General features: G+C 73.0%; 22 protein-coding genes. 4 read left to right on the top strand and 18 right to left on the bottom strand.

The window, feature by feature from the left end:
• Positions 1–436: 436 nt before the first annotated feature.
• Positions 437–1729: a tyrosine--tRNA ligase gene (gene tyrS / locus ACTWLT_RS26410; protein WP_445320654.1), complete on the bottom strand. Its 1293-nt coding sequence runs from the start codon at positions 1727–1729 to the stop codon at positions 437–439.
• 105 nt (positions 1730–1834) lie between these two features.
• On the opposite strand from tyrS, the gene ACTWLT_RS26405 reads away from it, so the two are divergent.
• On the top strand, positions 1835–2218 hold the full coding sequence (locus ACTWLT_RS26405; RefSeq protein WP_252420412.1) for a PaaI family thioesterase: 384 nt from the start codon (positions 1835–1837) through the stop codon (positions 2216–2218).
• A gap of 21 nt (positions 2219–2239) precedes the next feature.
• Here the strand turns inward: ACTWLT_RS26405 and ACTWLT_RS26400 are convergent, their stop codons facing one another.
• The 5 genes from ACTWLT_RS26400 to ACTWLT_RS26380 form a co-directional block, all read right to left on the bottom strand.
• Complete coding sequence (locus ACTWLT_RS26400) at positions 2240–3565, bottom strand: hemolysin family protein (RefSeq protein WP_445320653.1); 1326 nt, start codon at positions 3563–3565, stop codon at positions 2240–2242.
• A gap of 125 nt (positions 3566–3690) precedes the next feature.
• Positions 3691–4332: a hypothetical protein gene (locus tag ACTWLT_RS26395; protein WP_445320652.1), complete on the bottom strand. Its 642-nt coding sequence runs from the start codon at positions 4330–4332 to the stop codon at positions 3691–3693.
• 9 nt (positions 4333–4341) lie between these two features.
• Complete coding sequence (locus tag ACTWLT_RS26390; RefSeq protein ID WP_445320651.1) at positions 4342–4842, bottom strand: GNAT family N-acetyltransferase; 501 nt, start codon at positions 4840–4842, stop codon at positions 4342–4344.
• A gap of 51 nt (positions 4843–4893) precedes the next feature.
• Positions 4894–6363, bottom strand: a complete 1470-nt coding sequence (locus tag ACTWLT_RS26385; RefSeq protein WP_445320650.1) for a serine hydrolase domain-containing protein — start codon at positions 6361–6363, stop codon at positions 4894–4896.
• 53 nt (positions 6364–6416) lie between these two features.
• The gene (locus ACTWLT_RS26380; RefSeq protein WP_445320649.1) at positions 6417–6929 is read right to left on the bottom strand and encodes an ArsR/SmtB family transcription factor; all 513 of its coding nucleotides are present in this window, start codon (positions 6927–6929) and stop codon (positions 6417–6419) included.
• Positions 6930–7059: 130 nt separating this feature from the next.
• Between ACTWLT_RS26380 and ACTWLT_RS26375 the strand changes: the two genes are divergently transcribed.
• Positions 7060–7941 carry a universal stress protein gene (locus tag ACTWLT_RS26375; RefSeq protein ID WP_445320648.1) on the top strand — a complete coding sequence of 294 codons (882 nt, stop codon included), beginning with the start codon at positions 7060–7062 and terminating at the stop codon, positions 7939–7941.
• Here ACTWLT_RS26375 and ACTWLT_RS26370 read toward each other — a convergent pair.
• The 4 genes from ACTWLT_RS26370 to ACTWLT_RS26355 form a co-directional block, all read right to left on the bottom strand.
• Positions 7871–8563, bottom strand: coding sequence for an FMN reductase (locus tag ACTWLT_RS26370; protein WP_445320647.1), 693 nt, complete (start codon positions 8561–8563; stop codon positions 7871–7873). The genes ACTWLT_RS26375 and ACTWLT_RS26370 overlap by 71 nt on opposite strands.
• On the bottom strand, positions 8560–9699 hold the full coding sequence (locus tag ACTWLT_RS26365) for an LLM class flavin-dependent oxidoreductase (protein WP_445320646.1): 1140 nt from the start codon (positions 9697–9699) through the stop codon (positions 8560–8562). Before ACTWLT_RS26365 ends, ACTWLT_RS26370 begins: the two co-directional genes overlap by 4 nt.
• A 141-nt stretch (positions 9700–9840) precedes the next feature.
• Entirely contained in the window at positions 9841–10692 is an 852-nt protein-coding gene (locus ACTWLT_RS26360) for a WD40/YVTN/BNR-like repeat-containing protein (protein ID WP_445320645.1), read from the bottom strand.
• Between the two features lie 85 nt (positions 10693–10777).
• A complete protein-coding gene (locus ACTWLT_RS26355; RefSeq protein ID WP_445320644.1) occupies positions 10778–11419 on the bottom strand; it encodes a DNA-3-methyladenine glycosylase in 642 nt (213 codons plus the stop codon).
• Between the two features lie 91 nt (positions 11420–11510).
• Between ACTWLT_RS26355 and ACTWLT_RS26350 the strand changes: the two genes are divergently transcribed.
• Together ACTWLT_RS26350 and ACTWLT_RS26345 are read left to right on the top strand one after the other, a co-directional pair.
• The gene (locus tag ACTWLT_RS26350; RefSeq protein ID WP_445320643.1) at positions 11511–11936 is read left to right on the top strand and encodes a DNA-binding protein; all 426 of its coding nucleotides are present in this window, start codon (positions 11511–11513) and stop codon (positions 11934–11936) included.
• Between the two features lie 97 nt (positions 11937–12033).
• The gene (locus tag ACTWLT_RS26345) at positions 12034–12387 is read left to right on the top strand and encodes an MmcQ/YjbR family DNA-binding protein (protein ID WP_252420384.1); all 354 of its coding nucleotides are present in this window, start codon (positions 12034–12036) and stop codon (positions 12385–12387) included.
• Between the two features lie 46 nt (positions 12388–12433).
• On the opposite strand, the gene argH is transcribed toward ACTWLT_RS26345, so the two are convergent.
• Genes argH through argC form a run of 8 tightly spaced genes read right to left on the bottom strand, consistent with a single transcriptional unit; the run spans position 12434 to position 20895 of the window.
• Positions 12434–13897 carry an argininosuccinate lyase gene (gene argH / locus ACTWLT_RS26340; protein WP_445320660.1) on the bottom strand — a complete coding sequence of 488 codons (1464 nt, stop codon included), beginning with the start codon at positions 13895–13897 and terminating at the stop codon, positions 12434–12436.
• Positions 13898–13905: 8 nt separating this feature from the next.
• The gene (locus ACTWLT_RS26335; protein WP_252420382.1) at positions 13906–15117 is read right to left on the bottom strand and encodes an argininosuccinate synthase; all 1212 of its coding nucleotides are present in this window, start codon (positions 15115–15117) and stop codon (positions 13906–13908) included.
• Positions 15114–15629, bottom strand: coding sequence for an arginine repressor (locus ACTWLT_RS26330; RefSeq protein ID WP_252420380.1), 516 nt, complete (start codon positions 15627–15629; stop codon positions 15114–15116). Before ACTWLT_RS26330 ends, ACTWLT_RS26335 begins: the two co-directional genes overlap by 4 nt.
• Positions 15626–16567: an ornithine carbamoyltransferase gene (gene argF / locus ACTWLT_RS26325; protein ID WP_445320642.1), complete on the bottom strand. Its 942-nt coding sequence runs from the start codon at positions 16565–16567 to the stop codon at positions 15626–15628. The genes ACTWLT_RS26330 and argF overlap by 4 nt, the downstream gene beginning before the upstream one ends.
• Complete coding sequence (locus tag ACTWLT_RS26320) at positions 16564–17790, bottom strand: acetylornithine transaminase (protein ID WP_445320641.1); 1227 nt, start codon at positions 17788–17790, stop codon at positions 16564–16566. Before ACTWLT_RS26320 ends, argF begins: the two co-directional genes overlap by 4 nt.
• Positions 17787–18728: an acetylglutamate kinase gene (gene argB / locus ACTWLT_RS26315; RefSeq protein WP_445320640.1), complete on the bottom strand. Its 942-nt coding sequence runs from the start codon at positions 18726–18728 to the stop codon at positions 17787–17789. Before argB ends, ACTWLT_RS26320 begins: the two co-directional genes overlap by 4 nt.
• Complete coding sequence (argJ, locus tag ACTWLT_RS26310) at positions 18725–19897, bottom strand: bifunctional glutamate N-acetyltransferase/amino-acid acetyltransferase ArgJ (RefSeq protein WP_445320639.1); 1173 nt, start codon at positions 19895–19897, stop codon at positions 18725–18727. The genes argB and argJ overlap by 4 nt, the downstream gene beginning before the upstream one ends.
• Positions 19894–20895, bottom strand: coding sequence for an N-acetyl-gamma-glutamyl-phosphate reductase (gene argC / locus ACTWLT_RS26305; protein ID WP_445320638.1), 1002 nt, complete (start codon positions 20893–20895; stop codon positions 19894–19896). Before argC ends, argJ begins: the two co-directional genes overlap by 4 nt.
• Between the last annotated feature and the right edge of the window lie 140 nt (positions 20896–21035).

Below are 21035 nucleotides of genomic sequence, written 5' to 3'. Positions count from 1 at the left end.
AGCGCTCATATCGCGCTAGGCACTTTTACTACGTTACCCGCCGGTTTCCGCTGTGTCAAACCGCTGTTTGGCGGTTCGTCATGCTTCACCCCGTGTTGCGGGCGCCATGTCTCGACCGGCTTGCGCCGCTCTCGTCACGGGTTTGGCAGGCCGGCCGTTGCGGTCTCCCGCGAACTCGCCCGTTTCCCTGCCGGTCGTCAACCTTACCCGGTCGGCTTCGCCTCGCCAAATCCGCCTCGCGGCGGTTCTGGGGGCACCTCCCGGTACCAAGTCCAGAAGGTGTAACCCCTCCGGCCTGGCGGCCATTCCCGCGCTCCGGCCTCTCAGGCTTTCGCCTGTTTCGTCCGTTCCGCGCTGGCAGAGAGAAAGTTACGCGTCCGGTGGAGTGATCGTCAAATCCACCGGACGCGTCCCCCGTCACATGGTCGACCGATGGCTATTCCACCAGCTCAACGCCCGCGAACGAGCGCTTTCCGCGACGCAGCACCAGGTAGCGCCCGTGCAGCAGCTCGGCCGGTGACACGGTGGCGTCCACCTCGGTCACCCGGTTGTTGTTCACGTAGGCGCCACCCTCGGCGATCACCCGACGGGCCTCCTTGAGGCTGGGCACCAGCCCGGCGTCCCGCAGCAGGCCCGCGACGTCCGGCAGGTCGGCGGCCAGCCGCACCAGGCCGGCCTCCGTCAACGCCGCGCGCAGCGTCTCCGGGGCCAGGTCGTCCAGCGAGCCCCGGCCGAACAGCGCCTGACTGGCGGCGATCGCCTGCCGGGCCTCCTCGGGGCCGTGCACCAGGCTCGTCACCTCCTCGGCGAGCGCCCGCTGCGCCAACCGGGCCGCCGGCCGTTCGGCGGTCGCCTTCGCCAGCTCCTCCAGCTCCTCGCGCGAGCGGAAGCTGAAGTACCGCAGGTAGCGGTCGACCTCCCGGTCCTCGACGTTGAGCCAGAACTGGTAGAAGGCGTACGGGCTGGTCAGCGAGGGGTCGAGCCAGACGGTGCCGCCCTCGGTCTTGCCGAACTTGGTGCCGTCGGACTTGGTGACCAGCGGCGTGGTGAACGCCTGCACCGGCCCGGCGCCGCGCCGCCGTACGTAGTCGACACCCGCGGTGATGTTGCCCCACTGGTCGGAGCCGCCGAACTGGAGCTGGCAGCCGTCGCGGCGGTGCAACTCGAAGAAGTCGTTGGCCTGCAACAGCTGGTAGCTGAACTCGGTGAAGCTGATGCCCGTCTCGAGCCGGGCCCGCACCACCTCCCGGGCGAGCATCTTGTTCACCGGGAAGTGCTTACCCACGTCGCGGAGGAACTCGACCACCGACATCTCGCCGGTCCAGTCCAGGTTGTTCACCAGTCGCGCCGCGTTCTCCCCCGTGTAGGACACGAAGGGCGACAGTTGTTCGCGGATCCGCGCGACCCAGCCGGCGATCACCTCGGGCGGGTTGAGGGTCCGCTCGGCGCTCGCCTTCGGGTCACCGATCTGCCCGGTCGCCCCGCCGACCAGCAGCAAGGGCCGGTGCCCGGCGAGTTGCAGCCGGCGGGCCATGGTGACCTGCATGAGGGACCCGACGTGCAGGCTCGGCGCGGTGGGGTCGAAGCCCACGTAGAAGGTGGCCCGGTCCCCTCCGTCGAGCAGCTCGCGCAGCTCGTCGAGGCCGGTCGAGTCCTGGATCAGGCCACGCCAGAGCAGGTCGTCGGTCAGGGAGTCCCGCCCGGACGGCGGGAGGCTACTGTCGGTCACGGTCACCGATTCTCCCCCATCACCGGCACCGACCCGTACCGGGTTTGGCGCAAGCCGCCCCGGTTACGCTTGCGCCCTGTTGATCGAGGAGGCTTGGCCGTGGAGATGCCGGACGTGACGGGTGGCTTCGTCGCCCTGCTCGGGCTGACGTTCAAGGAGGCGACCGCCGACCGGGTGGTCATCACCTGGCGCGTCCGACCCGAGTTGCACCAGCCGTTCGGCATCCAGCACGGCGGGGTGTACTGCTCGGTGGTCGAGACCGCGGCCAGCGTGGGCGGCTCGCTGTGGCTCGCCGACCGGGGAACGGTCGTCGGCGTGTCGAACCAGACCGACTTCCTGCGGGCCGTCCGGGAGGGCGAGTTGACCGCGGTCGGCACGCCGGTGCACCGGGGCCGCAGCCAGCAGCTCTGGCAGGTGGAGATCACCGACGCCGACCAGCGGCTGGTCGCCCGCGGCCAGGTCCGGCTGCAGAACCTCTCCCCCGCCTGACCGGGCCACACCCCGGCAGGGTCAGCTGCGCGCCTCGTCCAGCACCGGTTCGGCGTCCTGGTCGGGCTCGGCCCCCTCGGGGACACGACTCAGCCGTACCTCGGTGATCGCCCGGTGGTCGATGCCGGCCACCATCAGCACCCAGCCGTCCAGGGTGACGTCCTCCCCGGCGACGGTGGGGATGTGCCCGAGGCGGGCCAGCACCAGCCCGGCGACGGTCGTGTAGTCACCGTCGGGCCGCGACGGCAGCTCGACGCCGATGTCCGGCAGGTCGTGCACCGGGAACGTGCCGGGCAGCACCAGCGCGCCGTCCGGGTCGCGGCGCACCGAGTACCCGTCCCGGTCGGTCTCGTCGTAGATCTCCCCGACGATCTCCTCCAGGATGTCCTCCAGCGTGACGATGCCGTCGACGGCGCCCCGCTCGTCCACCACCAGCGCGATGTGTTGACGCTCGGCCTTGAACTGGCGCAGCGCGTCCACGACGGGCAGCGAGTCCGGCAGCAGCATCGGTGGACGCGCGATCTCGTCGACCGGCCGGTCGTCGGGCACCCCCACCAGGTCACGCAGGTGGATCACGCCGAGCGTGTCGTCCAGGCCGCCGTGGCGCACCACCGGCGCCCGGGAGTGCCCGGTGGCGGCCAGCACCAGGCGCGCGGCCTCCGCGGTGGTCCCGCTGTCGAGCGTGAAGACCCGCAACCGGGGTACGAGGACAGCCCGCAACCGCCGGTCGGCGATCTCCACGGCACCGGCGATGATGGTGCGCTGCTCCTTCGTGAAGCCGTGGTTGCCGGCGACGATGTCGCGCAGCTCGTCCGGGCCGATCTCGTCCGGCTGGTGCTTCGGATTGAGCCCGACCAGGCGGACGACCAGGTCACTGGTGGCGCCGAGCGCCCAGACCGCCGGGCGGGTGAACGTGGCGAGCAGGTCGAGCGGTCGGGCCACCAGCAGCGCCCAGCGCTCGGCGGCCTGCATGGCGATCCGCTTGGGGGCCAGCTCGCCGAAGACCAGGGTGACGAAGGTGAGCGCGAGGGTGACCACCACGATCGCCACCGTCTCGGCGGCGCCGCCGAACACCCCGAGCAGCGGCACCAGGGGCTTGGCCAGCGAGACCGCCGCGGCGGCGGAGGCCAGGAAACCGGCCAGGGTGATGCCGATCTGGATGGTGGCCAGGAAACGGTTCGGGTCCTTGGCGAGCCGGGCCAGGACCCGTCCGGCCCGGCTGGTGCGCTCCAACCGCTGGATCTGGCTGTCCCGCAACGACACCAACGCCATCTCACTGCCGGCGAAGAGCGCGTTGATGACGACCAGAATTCCGACCAGGGCCAGTTGGCTCCCGTAGCTCTGCACGCCTGGTTCGCTCCCTCGTCGTGGTGGCACCGGCCGCTCCGCGCGGTGCCCGCCGTTCGGCGGACCCGCCCGGCGTACGCGTGTCTGTGCCCCGTGCGGCGCCGGCCGAATCCTGCCCGGGGACGCTACGCCGATTCGGTCGCCGGTGACGCCGGCAGATCCAGGACGTACGAGTCGCCCTCCGGGCGGAACCCGAGCCGGTGGTAGTAGGGGGCGACCATCCCGGGCGGGCTCACCACCCGGTGGAAGCCCCGTTCGGTGAAGAGGCGGCTGCGCCGGTAGACGAACTCGCCGGGGGTGAAGTCGCGGAACTTCGGGGTCACGTAGTCCAGGTCGATCTGGGCGACCCCGCGCGCCTCGGCGTGCGACAGGACCACCCCCACCACCTCGTCGGCCGTGACCACGAGGAAGGCGGAGCGGTTCGCGGCGTCCGGGTCCCAGTGGAAGTCGGGGTTGAACCGGGCGATGTCGGGGCCGTGCACCCGCAGCGTGTGCGCCAGGAACTGGTCGTCGACCCCGACCTCCACCACCTGGTAGGTCTGCTCGTCGTGACGGGTGGCGAGCATCCCCCGCAGGTACCAGACGTTGATCACCGCGAGCACGATGTTGAGCCCGACCATGGGCCACACCTCGAGGGCGGCGTTGTAGCCGATCAGCACGAGGCAGCCGACGAGGTTGAGCGCGCGCAGCCGCAGGATGCGTGACTGCAGCAGCGACCAGACCAGTACCGCGGAGCCGGCCCAGCCGACCAGATCCAACCAATTCACCCCGCGAGACTAGTGCCCGCCCAGGTCAGAGCCGTCGGCGGGCAGCTCCAGCAGCCACTCCTCGACATCGACGCCGCGGCCGTTGGCGTACCCCGAGTCTTCGCCGACCACCACGAAGCCGCACTTGCGGAGAACCGCGAGGGACGCGGCGTTGTCCTTGGCGGCGCGGGCGTGCACCGGCCGGGGCAGCTCGCGCAGCAGGGCGGCCAGGGCCGCCGTGGCGTGGCCCCGGCCCCAGCGTGCCGGGTCGATCCAGTAGCTGACCTCGGTGAGGTCACCGACCGGGAAGGCGCTCACGTAACCGACCACCTCGCCGTCGACCTCGATGGTGCGGACCAGGTTCGCCGGGTTGGTGAGCACCCGGGCCCAGTGCCGCGCGAACTCGCGGTGGTCGGACGGGTCGGCGGCGACGAACGCGGCCATCCGGTTGGCCTCCGGATCCTGCTGGTGCAGGAAGAACTCCACGAGGTCGTCCTCGCGGACCGGGCGCAGCTGCACGTCGAAGGTCATTCGGTGAGGGTACGCAGCAGGTGTGTCAGTCCACCCGAAGCCGACGTGGGCTCAGGCGGCGACGGCCACGAACGCCAACGTGGCGGCGGCCAGGGAACTCGCCACCGACAGCACGCGACGCCACGGCACTGTCGCGTCGACCGCCGGCAGGGCACGCCACCGGGTCGCTGCCAGGGCCACCCCCGCCGCCGACAGGCCGGCACCGACCGGCCACAACCAGACCGGCACCACCGACCAGTCCCCCATGCGGTGCCCGAGCCCGAGGTAGGCGAGCGCCCACACCGCCGCCGCCACCAGGGTCACCCGGTCCAGGCCCCTGCGGCGGACGGTGCCGAACAGGGAGAGGCCGCCGAGGAAGGTGAAGGCCACCGCGAGACCGGCACCGATCCACACCGGCACCACCGGTGCCGCCGCGCCGGCCTCCTCCTCCGGCACGCCGAGCAGCCGCAGGCCGATCGGTTCGACGCCCCGGTCGGTGTTGCCGAGCACGACCACCGCTCTGCCGGTGGCCCGCTCGAATCCGACGTAGGACCGGAACCCGCTGGTCGCGCCGTTGTGCCAGACGATCTCGCGGTCGCCGTGACGGGTGGTGAACCAGCCGTACCCGATGCGGGTGTCGTCGTCCTCCCTGAACCGGGCGGTGGCCGCGTCGGCGCCGGGCGCGGTGCCGGCGACGGTGGCGGCCAGCAGGCGGGCGAGGTCCTCGGCGGTGGACCAGGGACCGACGCCGGCCGGGGCGTACCCGGCACCGAGCCAGGGGTCGAGCGGGCGCCCACCGGCCCGACTGCCGTGGGCGCGGCCGGACGGCAGGTCGCCGTCCCCGGTGGCGACCACGGTCGCGGTCATGCCGAGCGGCCGGAGCAGCCGCGTCTGGAGCAGCTCGGGGTACGCGACGCCGGCCTTCGCGGCGAGCGCCTGGCCGAGCAGGGCCGGACCGAGGTTGGAGTAGTGGACCTCGCCGCGCCCGTCGCCGGGATCGACCCGCTCGCCGGCGGCGCGGACCTGGTCGACGTCCTGGCCGTACGGGTTGCCGCCGGAGACGTTGGACCAGAGGATGCGGGCCCAGTCGAGCGGCGAGCCGGGGGCCAGCCTGGGCAGACCGGCGCGGTGGCTGGACAACTCGGCGAGGGTGACGTCGCGTGCGGGGCCGGTGATCGTGGACCAGGTGTCGCCGAGGTGGTCGTCGGGGCGTACGACACCGGCGGCGGCCTGGTCGGCGAGGAGCATGCCGGTGAGCACCTTGGCGACCGAGCCGATCTCGAACGGGGTGCCGGTCTCGACGGGCCGACCGGTGCCGTCCCGGTCACCCAGGCCGGCGGTGCGGATCCGGCCGTTCTCGACCAGGGCGACAGCGAGCCCCCGGTGTCCCTTCGGGTCGGAAACGGCTGCCCGGGCGGCGGCCGCTAGATCACGGTCGCCGGTGACCTGCGGGCCGAGTCGGGGAACGCGGGGCATCAGCGCGACCCCGACGAGGCCGGCGAGGAGCGCGACGAGGAGGGCGGTGGCGGCGGTTCTGCGCATGATGGTCCTTCCGTCGTGAGGGGTTTCGGCGTCGACGGTGGCGGAAGCGGGGGTCAGCGGCCGGCGGCGGTGAGGATGGCCAGCAGGGGCACCACGCGCTCGGCGGGGACGGCGTACCGGCCTCGGCCGGCGCTGCGCAGCCAGCCGGCGGCCGTGATCAGGCGCAGGTGGTGGTGGAGCTGACCGGTGGTGCCCAGTTCCTCGATCTCGGCCAGCTCACCGGTGGTCTGGCGGCCACCGAGGACCTCCCGCAGGAGCCGCAGCCGCACCGGGTGGGCCAGCGCGGACAGGGCGGTGGCCAGCTCCGTCCAGTCGCCGGCGAGCAGGTCGTCGACGGTGCGCCCGTACTGCCAGTCGTAGTGCTGGTCGGCGACGCGGACGGTGCCGGTGTAGAGCACGGCGCCAGCGCCGTCGGGCGGGAGTCGCTGCTTGAGCCCGTCGAGGGCCCAGAACGTGCCGGCGGGCGGGTGGGACGTCGCCGCCGCTGGCGGTGCCGTCGCCGCGTGCTCGGTCAACGCGGCGACCTGTGCCTCCAGTGCGGCGAGGCGCTCCTCCACATTCGTCATGCGTCGATATTACGCACATACGTATTTCCGTGCAAGACGACGCGGCGTCTTCACCGGGCGCGACACCGGCAAATACCGGCACCGCCCGCCAGGTGCACCGACAATGACCTGACCGACCCAGGGAGCGCCGATGAACCGACCTGTCGTGGTGGGCGTGGACGGATCCCCGTCCAGCCTCGTCGCCGCCGAGCACGCGGCCCGCGCCGCTCTGCTCCGACACCGACCGCTGCTCCTGGTCCACGGCTACCTGCACCCACTCGGGTACGGCGTGCCGCTCAACCCGTACGACCTCGGGGTGCCGGCGCCCACCGAGGAGGCGCAGCAGATGTTGGAGCGGACGGCGACCGACCTGGCCGACCGCTGGCCCGGCCTGCGTGTCGAGGTCCGTCAGGTCGCCGGCGGCCCGGGCGCCACCATGGTCGAGGAGTCCCGCCACGCCGACCTCGTCGTGGTCGGCAGCCGAGGGCACGGCGGGTTCGCCGGGCTACTGCTCGGCTCGGTCGGCGCGCAGGTGGCCGCGCACGCGCACTGCCCGGTGCTGGTGGTCCGCCCCGACGAGCAACCGATCCCGGTGGACGAGCCGGTGCTCGTCGGCGTGGACGGCTCCGAATCGTCCCGGCTCGCCGCCGGGTACGGCGCCGACGAGGCGGCGCTGCGCGACGTGCCACTGGTGCTCGTGCACGTCGGCCGACCCGACGGGGACCGGCCGGTGCCGGACGAGGTCGAGGAGTCGCAGGCCGCGCACCAGGCCGAGGCGGTGCGGCTGCTGGCCGAGGCGTCCGCCGCCGTCCGGGCCGACCATCCCGGTCTGGTGGTGCGGGAGCATCCGGTGCGGGCGGCCGGCGCGGCCCGGGGGCTCATCGAGGCGAGCGGTGGAGCGTCGCTGCTGGTCGTGGGCACCCGGGGCCGGCACGGGTTCGCCGGGCTGCTGCTCGGCTCGGTCAGCCAGGCGGCGATCCAGCACGCGCACTGCCCGGTCCTGGTCGCTCACCCGTACGACCGGGAGGGGTGACGTCGTCACCGCGGCCGAGCATCTGCAGGAAGTCGGTGGTGAGGGCGAACGGATCGGCGGGGCCGGTGGCCGGCAGCCGACGCTCGACCTGGTCGGCCAACTCCCCGGCGGCTCGCCTGATCCGGCCTCGCAGTGCGCCCTCGGCGGTGCCGCCGGACCAGTCCTCCGGGGCCGCGAACACCGTGGTGGGTACGACCACCGCCCGCAGGTAGGTGAACATCGGGCGGACGGCGTGCTCCAGGGCGAGCGAGTGCCGGGCGGTGCCACCGGTGGCGCCGAGCAGCACCGGCCGGTCGACCAGCGACTCGGCCTCCACCACGTCGAAGAAGGACTTGAACAGCCCGCTGTAGGACGCGTTGAAGATGGGCGTGACGGCGATGACGCCGTCAGCCCCGGTCACCGCGTCGAGGGCCTCGCGCAGTGCGGCCGGCGGGAACCCGGTGAGCAGGTTGTTCACCACGTCGTGGGCGTGCTCGCGCACGTCGACCACGCGCAGCTCGACCTCGGCGCCGCGCCGGACCAGCTCGTCGCGGGTCGCCCCGGCGAGCTGGTCGGCGAGCAGCCGCGTGGACGAGGGCTGACTCAGCCCCGCGGACACCACGGCCAGGGTCCGGCGTGTCATCGGGCCACCTCCGGCGCCTTGCCCGTCACGTCGTCGACGGCGTGGACGGTGCTGTCCTTGGCGCCGCCCGCCGCGGCGAGCAGCGAGGCGTGGGTGGGCGCCTCCGGCACGTGCGCCGGGCGCAGCGCCGCGAACTCCTTGCGCAACACCGGCACGACCTCCTCGCCGAGCAGGTCGAGCTGCTCGAGCACCGTCTTCAGGGGCAGCCCGGCGTGGTCCATGAGGAACAGCTGCCGCTGGTAGTCACCGACGTACTCCCGGAAGCCCAACGTACGGTCGATGACCTGCTGCGGGCTGCCCGCGGTCAGCGGGGTCTCCCGGCTGAACTCCTCCAGCGACGGCCCGTGCCCGTAGACCGGGGCGTTGTCGAAGTAGGGCCGGAACTCCCGGACCGCGTCCTGCGAGTTGCGCCGCATGAACACCTGCCCGCCGAGGCCGACGATGGCCTGGTCGGCGGAACCGTGGCCGTAGTGCGCGTACCGCTCCCGGTAGAGCCCGACCATCCGCTGGGTGTGCTCCTTGGGCCAGAAGATGTGGTTGGCGAAGAAGCCGTCACCGTAGTAGGCGGCCTGCTCGGCGATCTCCGGGCTGCGGATCGAGCCGTGCCAGACGAACGGGGGAACCCCGTCGAGCGGGCGCGGCGTCGAGGTGAACGACTGCAGCGGGGTGCGGTAGCGACCCTTCCAGTCGACCACGTCCTCGCGCCAGAGGCGGTGCAGCAGGTCGTAGTTCTCGATCGCGAGGGGGATGCCGGCGCGGATGTCCTTGCCGAACCACGGGTACACCGGCCCGGTGTTGCCGCGGCCCATCATCAGGTCCACCCGGCCGTCGGCGAGGTGCTGGAGCATCGCGAAGTCCTCGGCGATCTTCACCGGGTCGTTGGTGGTGATCAGCGTGGTCGCGGTGGACAGCAGCAGCCGCTCGGTACGTGCCGCGATGTGGCCGAGCATGGTGGTCGGCGACGAGGGCACGAACGGCGGGTTGTGGTGCTCGCCGGTGGCGAAGACGTCCAGGCCGACCTCTTCGGCCTTGAGGGCGATCGCGACCATCGCCTTGATCCGCTCATGCTCGGTCGGCTCCCGGCCGGTGGTCGGGTCGACCGTGACGTCGCCGACGGTGAAGACTCCGAACTGCATGACCAGCTCCTCGCGTGTCAACCGGGTCCCGTCGTGGTACCCGGACGCAGCCCACAACTTATTTGACGACGCAACTATTCCGTCGGCGGCAGGCACCGCAGTGGCGGCGGTCACTCCTCGCCTCCGCCCGCCCGGACCGGGTCAGCCTCCGGCGACCGAGGGCAGCACCCGCACCTCGGCACCGTCGCCGACCGGAGTGGACAGCCCGCCGGAGTGCCGCGCCGGGTGGGACACCATCGTGAAGCCGAAGTCGCTGGGCAGCCCGTCGGCGATCGAGGACCAGGTGCGGCCGTCGTCGTCGGAGCGGTAGACGCCGTGGTGGTTCTGCGCGTACAGCCGGTCGGGGTCGACCCCGTCCCGGGCGACCTTGTGCACGCACTGGCCGAACTCCGGCCACTCGTCGGGCAGGAAGTAGGCGCGGATGCCCGTGTTGGCCGGCGCCCAGCTCACCCCGGCGTCCTCCGAGCGGTAGACCCCACCGGTGGACATGGCGACCAGCAGCCGAGCCGGGTCGCGTGGGTGGGGCAACACCGTGTGCACGGCCTGACCACCGAAGCCGGCATCCCACTCCGGGCGGTGCGGATGGTCCCAGAGCGACCGGACCAGCTCGAAGCTGCGGCCGCCGTCGGTGGACCGGAACAGCGCCGACGGCTGGGCGCCGGCCCAGACGACGTCCGGCTCGTCGTGGCCGGCCGGCATCAGCTGCCAGACACGCTCCAGCGTGGTGTCGGTGTCGGCCGGAAAGGCGACCGGCGCGTGGTCGGGCTCGTCCCAGGAGGCACCGAGATCGTCGCTGGTGGCGACGCTGGGCCCGAAGTGTGAGCTGGTCACCCCGGCGAGCAGCCGCGGGGTGGGCCGACGCGTGTCGACCGCGACCGCGTAGACGCCGGTCATCGGGAAATGCGGGCCGCTGACCTCCCAGCTGCGCCGGCCGTCGGCGCTGCTGGCGAGAAACAACCCCTTGGCCGTGCCGATCGCGAGCAGCGTTGCCATGACGTCCTCCGAAGCCGTCGGCGAGCAGGTGGGGTGATTAGGCCACACCCCTGCGACAGATCTGCCAGGGCTCGCCGGGCCGCCCTCAGCGCCGGCTGCGAGGCACGTGTCGCCGGTAGGCGCTGACCGTCGGGTCGCCGTCGAGCCAGAACCGCCACGGCAGGTCGTGCGCACCCGTCACGCCGACCCGCGGCCCGGCGACCACCGCCTCCGCCGGCACCGGGCGCACCGGCGGACGCAACCGGACCGGCCCGTCACCGAGCAGATGGACGCCGTATGCCGCCCGGTCGATGCCGAGCGTCGCGCAGAGCCGGGCCGGACCACGGGCCAGGTCCACATCCCGACGAACGGCCGGTCGACGGGCCCGGGCCGTCTCCAGGCCGTCGACCACCTCCCCGGCGCGCAGCAGCACCGCGGCGGCCTCCCCCTCGACCCCGGTGACCACGTTCATGCACCAGTGCATCCCGTAGGTGAAGTAGACGTAGGCGTGCCCGGCCGGCCCGAACATCACCGCGTTGCGTGGCGTGCGCCCCCGGTGCGCGTGCGAGGCCGGGTCACCGGCCGTCCCGGCGTACGCCTCGACCTCGGTGATCCGGACGGTGACGTCGCCGGCCTCCAGTCGGCAGCCCAGCAGCCCGCGCGCGGCCGGCAGCAGCGGACCGGCGAGCAGCTCCGCCAGCGACGCCAGCTCGGCGTCGGCGGCGCGGTCACCAGGGAGTACGTCCATGACCATGACGGTACCCAGCGCCCGGTCCGAGCACCCACTCAGTTTTCAACAATCTGTTGACAATCTGTCGTTGATGAGCTGTGATCGGAGCATGACGACCGAGGACCCGTTCACCGCGCCGAACCCCGCCCGGGCCCGCGCCCACCGCACTCACGAGGCGCTGCGGCGGATCAGCGAACGGCACGCCGGCACCGGCGCCCAGCGGGGCCGCTGGGCACACCCGTACGTGCTGGACCCGTGGGAGGCGGTGGCCCTGGTCACCGCGCTGGCCGCGGGCGGAGCCGAGCGCGAGCCCACCGAGGAGCCGATCGACGGCGCCGACCTGACCGCCGCGCTGACCCTGCTGCCACATGTCCGCGCCGAGCTGGACGCCCTGGAGGCCGGGCTGCTGACACTGGCCCGCGACCGGGGCCTGACCTGGCAGGCCATCGCGTACGGGCTGGGCCTGGGCAGCGCACAGGCCGCCCGGCAGCGCTACGAACGGGTCGCCGCCCGATCCGCCGAGCAGACCGGCTGACCGCCACACCAACCCACGGTGGCCCGCCCGGCCGACCGGCATGCCACGTGCCGGCCGGGCGCGCAGACTGTGCGCACGACGATTCCGGGAGGCACGCATGGACCGCGCGGAGATGCTGGCGTACTGCCTGGCCAAGCCGGGAGCGTGGCTGGACCGGCCATGGGAGGGCGACGAGGTGGTCAAGGTCGGCAGCCGGATCTTCGCCTTCCTCGGCAACGGCGAGGGAAACCCGACGGTCGGCGTGAAGTGCGGCCCGACCCGCGAGATCGCCGACGAGTGGTTGCACCGCCACCCCGACGACGCGCGGGTGATGGCCTACATCGGGCGGTCCGGCTGGAACACGCTGCGCCTCGACGGCGGGATCGGCGAGGAGGAGCTCGCCGAGGCGGTCGACGGGTCGTACGACATGGTGGTGGCGAAACTCCCGAAGCGGGAGCGCCCGACGGCCTGAACCGACCGCGGCGCCGGCGGCGAGCCGCGCCGGCGCCACGGCGAGATCAGCGGGGTACGACCCGCTCCGTCGCCCACTCCCGCCAGCCGACCAGCTGGTCCGCCGCGGCGGCGAGCTGGTCGGCCACCGGGCCGGGGCCGGTGGAGCCGGGGGTGATCCGGGCCGCGAGGGCCGAACGGACCGAGAGCACGTCGCGCACCGACGGGTCGAGGTGTTCGCTGACCGCGGCCAGATCCGCGTCGGAGACCTCTTCCAGCTCGCACTCCCGGGCCGCGCAGAGCGCCACCAGCCGGCCGGTGATCTCGTGCGCGTCGCGGAACGGCACGCCCCTGCGGACCAACCAGTCGGCCACCTCGGTCGCCAGCGAGAAACCGACCGGGGCGGCGGCCACCAACCGGTCGACGCGGACGGTCATCGTGGAGATCATCCCGGCGAGGGCCGGCAGCAGCAGCTCCAGGGTGTCGACCGCGTCGAAGGCCGGCTCCTTGTCCTCCTGCATGTCCCGGTCGTAGGTCATCGGCAGGCCCTTGAGCATGGTGAGGACCGTCATCAGACCACCGACCAGCCTGCCCGACTTGCCCCGCGCCAGCTCGGCGATGTCCGCGTTCTTCTTCTGCGGCATGATCGATGAGCCGGTGGCGAACGCGTCATCCAGCTCCACCCAGCCGAACTCGTGCGACGTCCAGAGCACGACCTCCTCGCCGAGCCGGGACAGGTGCACCCCGATCATGGCCGTGGTGAAGAGGAACTCGGCGACGAAGTCCCGGTCGGCGACGGCGTCCATCGAGTTGGCGAACGACGTGCGGAAGCCCAGCTCCTTGGCCACGGCCACCGGGTCCAGTGGCAGCCCGGAGCCGGCCAGCGCGCCCGCACCGAGCGGGCTGATCGCCGCCCGGTGGTCCCAGTCCCGCAGCCGCTCCAGGTCACGCAGCAGCGGCTGCACGTGGGCGAGCAGCCAGTGCCCGAAGGTGACCGGCTGGGCGTGCTGCAGGTGGGTCATGCCGGGCGCCGCGGTGTCGACGTGCCGCTCGGCCTGCTCGACCAGCGCCTCGGCCAGCTCCACCACCCGGCCGGCCACGCCACGGGCGTGGTCACGCAGGTACAGCCGCAGGTCCGTGGCGACCTGGTCGTTCCGGGACCGGCCGGCGCGCAGCTTGCCGCCGAGGCTGCCCAGCCGCTCCAGCAGCCCGCGCTCCAGCGCGGTGTGCACGTCCTCGTCGTCGACGGTGGGACGGAACGACCCGGAGGCGCAGGCGGCCTCCAGATCGTCCAGGGCGGCCAGGATCCGGCCCAGCTCCTCCGGGTTCAGCAGGCCGGCACCGGCCAGCACCCGGGCGTGCGCCCGGGAACCGGCGATGTCGTAGGGCGCGAGGCGCCAGTCGAACTGCACGCTCACCGACAACCGGGCCAGCGCCTCGGCGGGGCCGCCGGCGAACCGGCCACCCCACAGGCTCGTCCGGTTGGTGGCGGCGCTGTTCTCGGTGAGGCTCTTGTCGTCCACGCCGCCCATTGTGGGGGTCACTGGCCGGAGCCGCCCAGCCGGGCGTCCCGCGCGGCGGCCATCCGACTCGGCAGGCCCCACAGCTGCACGAAGCCCTTCGCCAGGGACTGGTCGAAGGTGTCGCCGGTGTCGTAGGTGGCCATCCCGAAGTCGTAGAGGCTCGCCTCGGAGCGCCGACCGGTGACGGTGGCCCGCCCACCGTGCAGGGTCATCCGCACCTCGCCGCTCACGTGCCGCTGCGCGTCGTCGATGAACGCGTCCAGCGAGTCCTTCAGGGGCGAGAACCACAGGCCGTCGTAGACCAGCTCACCCCAGCGCTGGTCGACACCCTTCTTGAACCGGGCGAGGTCCCGTTCCACGGTGACCGCCTCCAGCTCCTGGTGCGCGGTGATCAGCGCGATCGCGCCGGGCGCCTCGTACACCTCGCGGCTCTTGATGCCGACCAGCCGGTCCTCGACCATGTCGAGCCGGCCGACACCCTGCGCGCCGGCACGCCGGTTCAGCTCCAGGATCGCCTGGTACGGGGTGACCGTCTCGCCGTCGATCGCCACCGGCACGCCGGCCTCGAAGGTGATCACGATCTCGTCGGCGTCGCGGTCCTGCGCCGGGTCGGCCGTGTACGAGTACAGATCCTCGATCGGGGCGTTCCAGATGTCCTCCAGGAAGCCGGTCTCCACCGCGCGACCCCACAGGTTCTGGTCGATGGAGTACGGCGACTTCGCCGACACGTCGATCGGCAGCCCCTTCTCCTCCGCGAAGGCGATGGCCTTGTCCCGCGTCCACGCGAAGTCCCGCGCCGGCGCGATGATCTTCAGGTCGGGGGCGAGCGCGTTCAGGCCCACCTCGAACCGGACCTGGTCGTTGCCCTTGCCGGTGCAACCGTGCGACACGATCGTCCCGCCGTGCTTGCGCGCCGCGGCGACGAGGTGCTTGACGATCAGCGGCCGGGACAGCGCCGAGACCAGCGGATAACGGTCCATGTAGAGGGCGTTGGCCCGGATGGCCGGCAGGCAGTAGTCGGCGGCGAACTCGTCGCGCGCGTCGACCACCTCGGACTCGGCGGCGCCGCAGTCCAGTGCGCGCTGCCGGATGGCGTCGAGATCCTCGCCGCCCTGCCCGACGTCGACCGCCACCGCGATCACCTCGGCGCCGGTCTGCTCGGCCAGGTAAGGAATGGCGACGGAGGTGTCCAGCCCTCCGGAGTACGCCAGGACGACCCGCTCGGTCATGGTGTGGTGCTCCCTTCAACGTTGTCTTCCCCGCGGGCCCAACCGGCGAGCTTGTCGCCGAGTGCGGCCCCGCCGACGGCCTCACGGGCCACGACGAGGATGGTGTCGTCGCCGGCGATGGTGCCGACGACCTCGGGCAGGCCCGCTCGGTCCAACGCGCTGGCCAGGTATTGGGCTGCGCCCGGCGGGGTACGCAGCACGGCGATGTTGCCGCTGGAGTCGACCCCGTTGAGCAGCTCACGCAGCAGCCGCACCAGCCGGGCGGGTGCCGCCTCGGCGTCGCGCAGCGGCCGGTGGCCGTCCTCGGGGATCAGGTAGACCGCCGGCCCGTCGCCGCCGCGCACCTTGACCGCGCCCAGCTCGTCCAGATCCCGCGAGAGGGTGGCCTGGGTGACCGCGACGCCGTCGCTGGCCAGCAGGTCGGCCAGTTCGGTCTGCGAGCGGACCGCCTTGTCGCGGATCAGCTCGACGATCCGGGCGTGCCGGGCGGCGCGGGTCAGCGGGGCGGTCACAGGACTGGCCCTTCGTTCGCGGCGCCCAGCAGGAACGTCAGCAGCGCCTTCTGGGCGTGCAGCCGGTTCTCGGCCTGGTCGAAGACCGCGCTCTGCGGGCCGTCGAGCACCTCGTCGGTGATTTCCTCGCCGCGGTGTGCGGGCAGGCAGTGCAGCACGATCGCGTCCGGCGCGGCCTGGCCGAGCAACTCCTTGTTGACCTGGTAGGGAAGGAACGGGGTGATCCGGTCCAGCCCGTCGTCCTCCTGCCCCATCGAGGTCCAGGTGTCGGTGGCCAACACGTCGGCGTCGCGTACCGCCTGGCCCGGGTCGGTCAGCACCCGCACCGACCCGCCGGTGCCGGCGGCGATCTCCGCCGCCCGGTCCACCACGGCCTGGTCCGGCGCGAAGCCGGTCGGCCCGGCGATCCGCACGTGCATCCCGGCCGTCACGCCGGCCAGCAGGTACGACTGCGCCATGTTGTTGCCGCCGTCGCCCACGTAGGTCAGGGTGCGGCCGGCCGTGCCGCCGCACCGCTCGCGGACGGTCAGCAGGTCGGCGAGCAGCTGGCAGGGGTGGAAGCCGTCGGTGAGCGCGTTGATCACCGGCACGCTCGCGCCGGCCGCCACCTCGGCGATCCGGTCGTCGCCGTGGGTGCGCAGCACGATGGCCGCGACGTAGCGGGACAGCACCCGCCCGGCGTCGGCCAGCGTCTCGCCCCGGCCGAAGTGGGTGACCTGGGTGTCCACCACGAGGGGGTGGCCGCCCAGCTCGGCGATGCCGGCGTCGAACGAGATCCGGGTGCGCAGGCTCTGCTTGTCGAAGAGCACCGCCACCGAGCGCGGCCCGGCCAGCGGCCGGTGGCCGAACCGGTCGGCCTTCATCCGCTCCGCCAGGTCGAGCACGGTGGACTGCTCGGCGGGCGAGAGGTCGTCGTCGCGCAGGAAGTGCCGGGTCATGGGGTCGTTCCCGTCGTGGTCGCGATGGTCGGCGTCGAGATCCGGCCGGCGGCGGCGGGAGCGGCCGCGTCCAGGGCCGCGGGCAGCGCGGCGAGGAAGGCGTCCGCCTGGGCGGTGGTGAGGATCAGCGGCGGGGCGAGCCGGACCACGCCCGGCTGCACCGCGTTGACCAGGAAACCGGCCTCGCGCAGCGCCTCGGACAACACCGGCGCCACGGGCGCGGTGAGCGCCACACCGAGCAGCAGTCCGGCACCCCGCACCTCGGCGACCAGCGGGTGGTCCAGCGCCTCGATGCCGCGCCGCAGCCGCTCGCCGACCCGCTTGACGTGGTCGAGCAGCCCTTCGTTGGCAATGGTCGCCACCACGGCCAGCGCCGCGGCGCAGCTCACCGGGTTGCCACCGAACGTGGTGCCGTGCGAGCCCGGGGTGAGCAGGTCGGCGGCCGGACCGAAGGCCAGCGTGGCACCGAGCGGCAGACCGCCGCCCAGCCCCTTGGCCAGCGTCACCACGTCCGGCTCCACACCCTCGGCCTGGTGGGCGAACCAGTGCCCGGTACGACCGATGCCGGTCTGCACCTCGTCGAGCACCAGCAGCGCGCCGCGCCGGGCGGTGATCTTCCGCGCCGCGGCGAGGTAGCCGGCCGGCGGTACGACCACGCCGCCCTCGCCCTGGATCGGCTCCAGGATGACCATGGCGGTGGCGTCGGTGACCGCCGCGTCGAGGGCGGCGACGTCGCCGTAGTCGACGTGGGTCACGTCGCCGGGCAACGGGCGGAAGGGGTCGGCCTTGGCCGGCTGGCCGGTCAGCGCGAGAGCGCCCATGGTGCGGCCGTGGAAGCCGCCCCGGGTGGCGACGACGTGGCTGCGGCCGGTCCGCCGGGAGAGCTTGAACGCCGCCTCGTTGGCCTCCGCGCCGGAGTTGGCGAAGAAGACCCGACCGGGCCGGCCGGCGAGCGCCAACAGCAGCTCGGCCAGCGCGACCGCCGGCTCGGCGACGTAGAGGTTGGAGACGTGCCCGAGGGTGGCGACCTGCTTGGAGACGGCGGCCACGATGGCCGGGTGGGCGTGGCCGAGGGCGTTCACCGCGATGCCGCCCACCAGGTCCAGGTACTCCCGGCCCACGTCGTCGACCACGACCGCGCCGGCGCCGGAGACCAGGGCCAGCGGCGGGGTGCCGTAGTTGTCCATCATGGACTGTTCCCAGCGCTGCACCAGCGTGCTCATGACGCGACCGACCCTTCCGTGCTCGCGACTGCGGGGCTCGCAGGCTCACTTCTCGGGCTCACGACCATCGTTCCGAACCCTTCCGAGGTGAAGACCTCCAGCAACGTGGAGTGCGCCACCCGACCGTCGACGACGTGCGCGGCGGGCACTCCCCCGGCCACCGCCCGCAGGCACGCCTCCATCTTCGGCACCATCCCCGACTCCAGGCCGGGCAGCAGCTTCGCCAGGTCGTCCGTGCTGATCTCGGAGATCAGGCTGGTGGTGTCCGGCCAGTCGGCGTACAGGCCGGCCACGTCCGTGAGCACCACCAGCTTGCGGGCCCGCAACGCCACGGCCAGCGCGGCGGCGGCGGTGTCCGCGTTGAGGTTGTGCAGCACACCGTCGGCGTCCGGCGCCACCGTGGAGATCACCGGGATCCGACCGGCCGCGATCAGGTCGGTCACCGCCGACACGTCGACCGACTCGACGTCGCCGACCTGGCCGACGTCGACCGGCAGCCCGTCCACGTACGCCGGACGGCGCACCGCGGTGAACAGCCGGGCGTCCTCACCGGAGAGACCGACGGCGAACGGGCCGTGCGAGTTGATCAGACCGACCAGCTCCCGCCCCACCTGCCCGACCAGCACCATCCGGACCACGTCCATCGCCTCGGCGGTGGTCACCCGCAGGCCGCCCCGGAACTCGCTGGCGATCCCGAGCCGACCCAGCATGGCCGAGATCTGCGGGCCGCCGCCGTGCACCACCACGGGCTTGAGACCGGCGTAGCGCAGGAAGACCATGTCGGCCGCGAACGCCCGCTGCAGTCCGGGGTCGGTCATGGCGTTGCCGCCGTACTTGACCACCACCGTCGAGCCGGAGAACCGCGCCAGCCAGGGCAGCGCCTCGATCAGGGTCTCCGCCTTGCCCTGGGCGCGGGTGAGATCGGTGCTGAGGCTCATGTGGAGTACGCCGAGTTCTCGTGCACGTACGCGTGGGACAGGTCGTTGGTCCAGATCGTCGCGGCCGCCGTGCCGGCGTGCAGATCGATCCGGATGGTCGCGTCGCGGCCGGTCAGGTCGACCTTCGAGCGGTCCTCGGCGGCGGCGCCGGCCCTGCACACCCACACCCCGTTGACGGCCACGTCCACCTCGTCCGGCTCGAACGCCGCCGCCGTGGTGCCGACGGCGGCGAGGATCCGGCCCCAGTTGGGGTCGTTGCCGAACAGTGCCGTCTTGACCAGGTTGTTGCGGGCCACCGACCGGCCCACCTCGACCGCGTCGTCCTCGTCGGCCGCGCCGACCACGTCGATGGCGATCTGCTTGGTGGCGCCCTCGGCGTCGGCGAGCAACTGCTGGGCGAGGTCGTGACAGGCCGCGGTGACCGCGGCGGTCAGCTCGGCCGGAGTCGGCTCGATGCCGCTCGCGCCGCTGGCCAGCAGCAGCACCGTGTCGTTGGTGGACATGCAACCGTCGGAGTCGACCCGGTCGAAGCTGACCCGGGTGGCCGCGCGCAGCGCCTCGTCCAGGGTCTCCGGCCCGGCCACCGCGTCGGTGGTCAGCACGCAGAGCATCGTGGCCATCCCCGGCGCGAGCATCCCCGCGCCCTTGGCCATGCCGCCGACCGTCCAGCCGCTGCCCCGGGCCACCGTGGTCTTCGGCCGGGTGTCCGTGGTCATGATGGCCTCGGCGGCGGCCGTGCCGCCGTCGCGGGACAGCCCCCGGATCGCCGAGCGGACGCCGGGCAGCAGCTTCGGCATCGGCAGCCGCTCACCGATCAGCCCGGTGGAGCAGACCGCGACCTCGCCGGCGCCGAGGATCAGCCGTGGGCTGACCGAGGTCAGGGCGGCGGCCGTGTGCTCGGCGGTGGCGTGGGTGTCCTGGAAGCCGGCCGGGCCGGTGCACGCGTTGGCGCCACCGGAGTTGAGCACCACCGCGCGGACCACACCGCCGCGTACGACCTGCTGCGTCCAGCGCACCGGCGCGGCCTTGACCCGGTTGGTGGTGAAGACCCCGGCGACCCCGGCGTCCGGGCCGTCGTTGACCACCAGCGCGACGTCGGCGTCGCCGCTGGCCTTCAGGCCGGCGGCCACGCCGGAGGCCCGGAACCCCCGTGGGGTGGTGACGCTCACGGTGCGATCCCCCAGACCGACAGGCCGGTCGTCTCCGGCAGGCCGAGCATCAGGTTGGCGTTCTGGACGGCCTGGCCGGCGGCACCCTTGCCCAGGTTGTCCAGTGCGCTGAGCACGATCAGGCGGCCGGAGTCGACGTCGACGGTGGCCTGCAGGTGGCAGGAGTTCGAGCCCAGCGTGGCGGCGGTGTGCGGCCACCGGCCCTCCGGCAGCACGTGCACGAACGGCGCGTCCGCGTACGCCCGCGCCAGCACCTCCTGCGGGTCGACGCCGCGTGCCGGCGCCGCGGTGACCGTGGCCAGGATGCCGCGCGGCATCGGCGCCAGGATCGGGGTGAGCGACAGGCCGGTCGCGCCGGTGGCCTGCTTGATCTCCGGTACGTGCTGGTGGGTGCCCACCCGGTACGGCGACAGGTCCCCCATCACCTCGCTGCCCAGCAGGTGCGGCTTGGCCGCCCGCCCCGCGCCGGAGGTGCCGGAGGCGGCGACCACCACCACGTCGGCGGGGCTGGCCGCACCGGCGGCAATCAGCGGCGCGAGCGCCAGGGTGATCGCGGCGGCGTAGCAGCCGGTGTTCGCCACCCGGGTGGCGCCGGCGATCAGCTCCCGCTGGCCGGGCAGCTCGGGCAGGCCGTAGGTCCACTGGCCGGCGTGCGTGCCGCCGTAGTAGTGCGCCCAGGCGTACGGGTCGGCGAGCCGGTGGTCGGCGCCGAGGTCCACGATCCGGACCTCGGGCGGCAGTTGGGAGGCGAGGGCCGCCGACTCGCCGTGCGGCAGGGCGAGGAAGACCAGGTCCGCGTCGGCCAGGGTCGTCGGGTCGGTCTCGGCGAGCACCAGGTCCAGGCCGGTGAGCTGCGGGTGCACGACGTCGAGGCGGTGCCCGGCCTGGCTGTGCGCGGTGGCAGCGACCAGGTCGAACTCCGGGTGCCCGGCGACCAGGCGCAGCAGCTCGCCCCCGGCGTAGCCGCTCGCTCCGGCGACCGCGACTCGGATTCCCATACTCACCTCCGCATGACTATGCAGCGAAGGTTAGCAGCGTTGATCAGCCATTGCAACTTCATGCAGTCGGATGCATGGAGATGAGGCAGTGGTCCTGCCCACACGAAACGAGCGTGTCCCCCGTCGGAAGCCGACGGAGG

Source organism: Micromonospora yongxingensis (genome assembly GCF_052601155.1).
Note: the sequence above shows the minus strand (reverse complement) of the source record. Positions and strands in the feature narration are given on the sequence as shown.

Coding starts and splice junctions, on each gene's coding strand:
- ACTWLT_RS26405 (WP_252420412.1), top strand. CDS start 1,835: ATGCCGGACGTGACGGGTGGCTTCGTCGCCCTGCTCGGGCTGACGTTC.
- ACTWLT_RS26390 (WP_445320651.1), bottom strand. CDS start 4,842: ATGACCTTCGACGTGCAGCTGCGCCCGGTCCGCGAGGACGACCTCGTG.
- ACTWLT_RS26385 (WP_445320650.1), bottom strand. CDS start 6,363: ATGCGCAGAACCGCCGCCACCGCCCTCCTCGTCGCGCTCCTCGCCGGC.
- ACTWLT_RS26380 (WP_445320649.1), bottom strand. CDS start 6,929: ATGACGAATGTGGAGGAGCGCCTCGCCGCACTGGAGGCACAGGTCGCC.
- ACTWLT_RS26375 (WP_445320648.1), top strand. CDS start 7,060: ATGAACCGACCTGTCGTGGTGGGCGTGGACGGATCCCCGTCCAGCCTC.
- ACTWLT_RS26370 (WP_445320647.1), bottom strand. CDS start 8,563: ATGACACGCCGGACCCTGGCCGTGGTGTCCGCGGGGCTGAGTCAGCCC.
- ACTWLT_RS26365 (WP_445320646.1), bottom strand. CDS start 9,699: ATGCAGTTCGGAGTCTTCACCGTCGGCGACGTCACGGTCGACCCGACC.
- ACTWLT_RS26360 (WP_445320645.1), bottom strand. CDS start 10,692: ATGGCAACGCTGCTCGCGATCGGCACGGCCAAGGGGTTGTTTCTCGCC.
- ACTWLT_RS26355 (WP_445320644.1), bottom strand. CDS start 11,419: ATGGACGTACTCCCTGGTGACCGCGCCGCCGACGCCGAGCTGGCGTCG.
- ACTWLT_RS26350 (WP_445320643.1), top strand. CDS start 11,511: ATGACGACCGAGGACCCGTTCACCGCGCCGAACCCCGCCCGGGCCCGC.
- ACTWLT_RS26345 (WP_252420384.1), top strand. CDS start 12,034: ATGGACCGCGCGGAGATGCTGGCGTACTGCCTGGCCAAGCCGGGAGCG.
- argH (WP_445320660.1), bottom strand. CDS start 13,897: ATGGGCGGCGTGGACGACAAGAGCCTCACCGAGAACAGCGCCGCCACC.
- ACTWLT_RS26335 (WP_252420382.1), bottom strand. CDS start 15,117: ATGACCGAGCGGGTCGTCCTGGCGTACTCCGGAGGGCTGGACACCTCC.
- argF (WP_445320642.1), bottom strand. CDS start 16,567: ATGACCCGGCACTTCCTGCGCGACGACGACCTCTCGCCCGCCGAGCAG.
- ACTWLT_RS26320 (WP_445320641.1), bottom strand. CDS start 17,790: ATGAGCACGCTGGTGCAGCGCTGGGAACAGTCCATGATGGACAACTAC.
- argB (WP_445320640.1), bottom strand. CDS start 18,728: ATGAGCCTCAGCACCGATCTCACCCGCGCCCAGGGCAAGGCGGAGACC.
- argC (WP_445320638.1), bottom strand. CDS start 20,895: ATGGGAATCCGAGTCGCGGTCGCCGGAGCGAGCGGCTACGCCGGGGGC.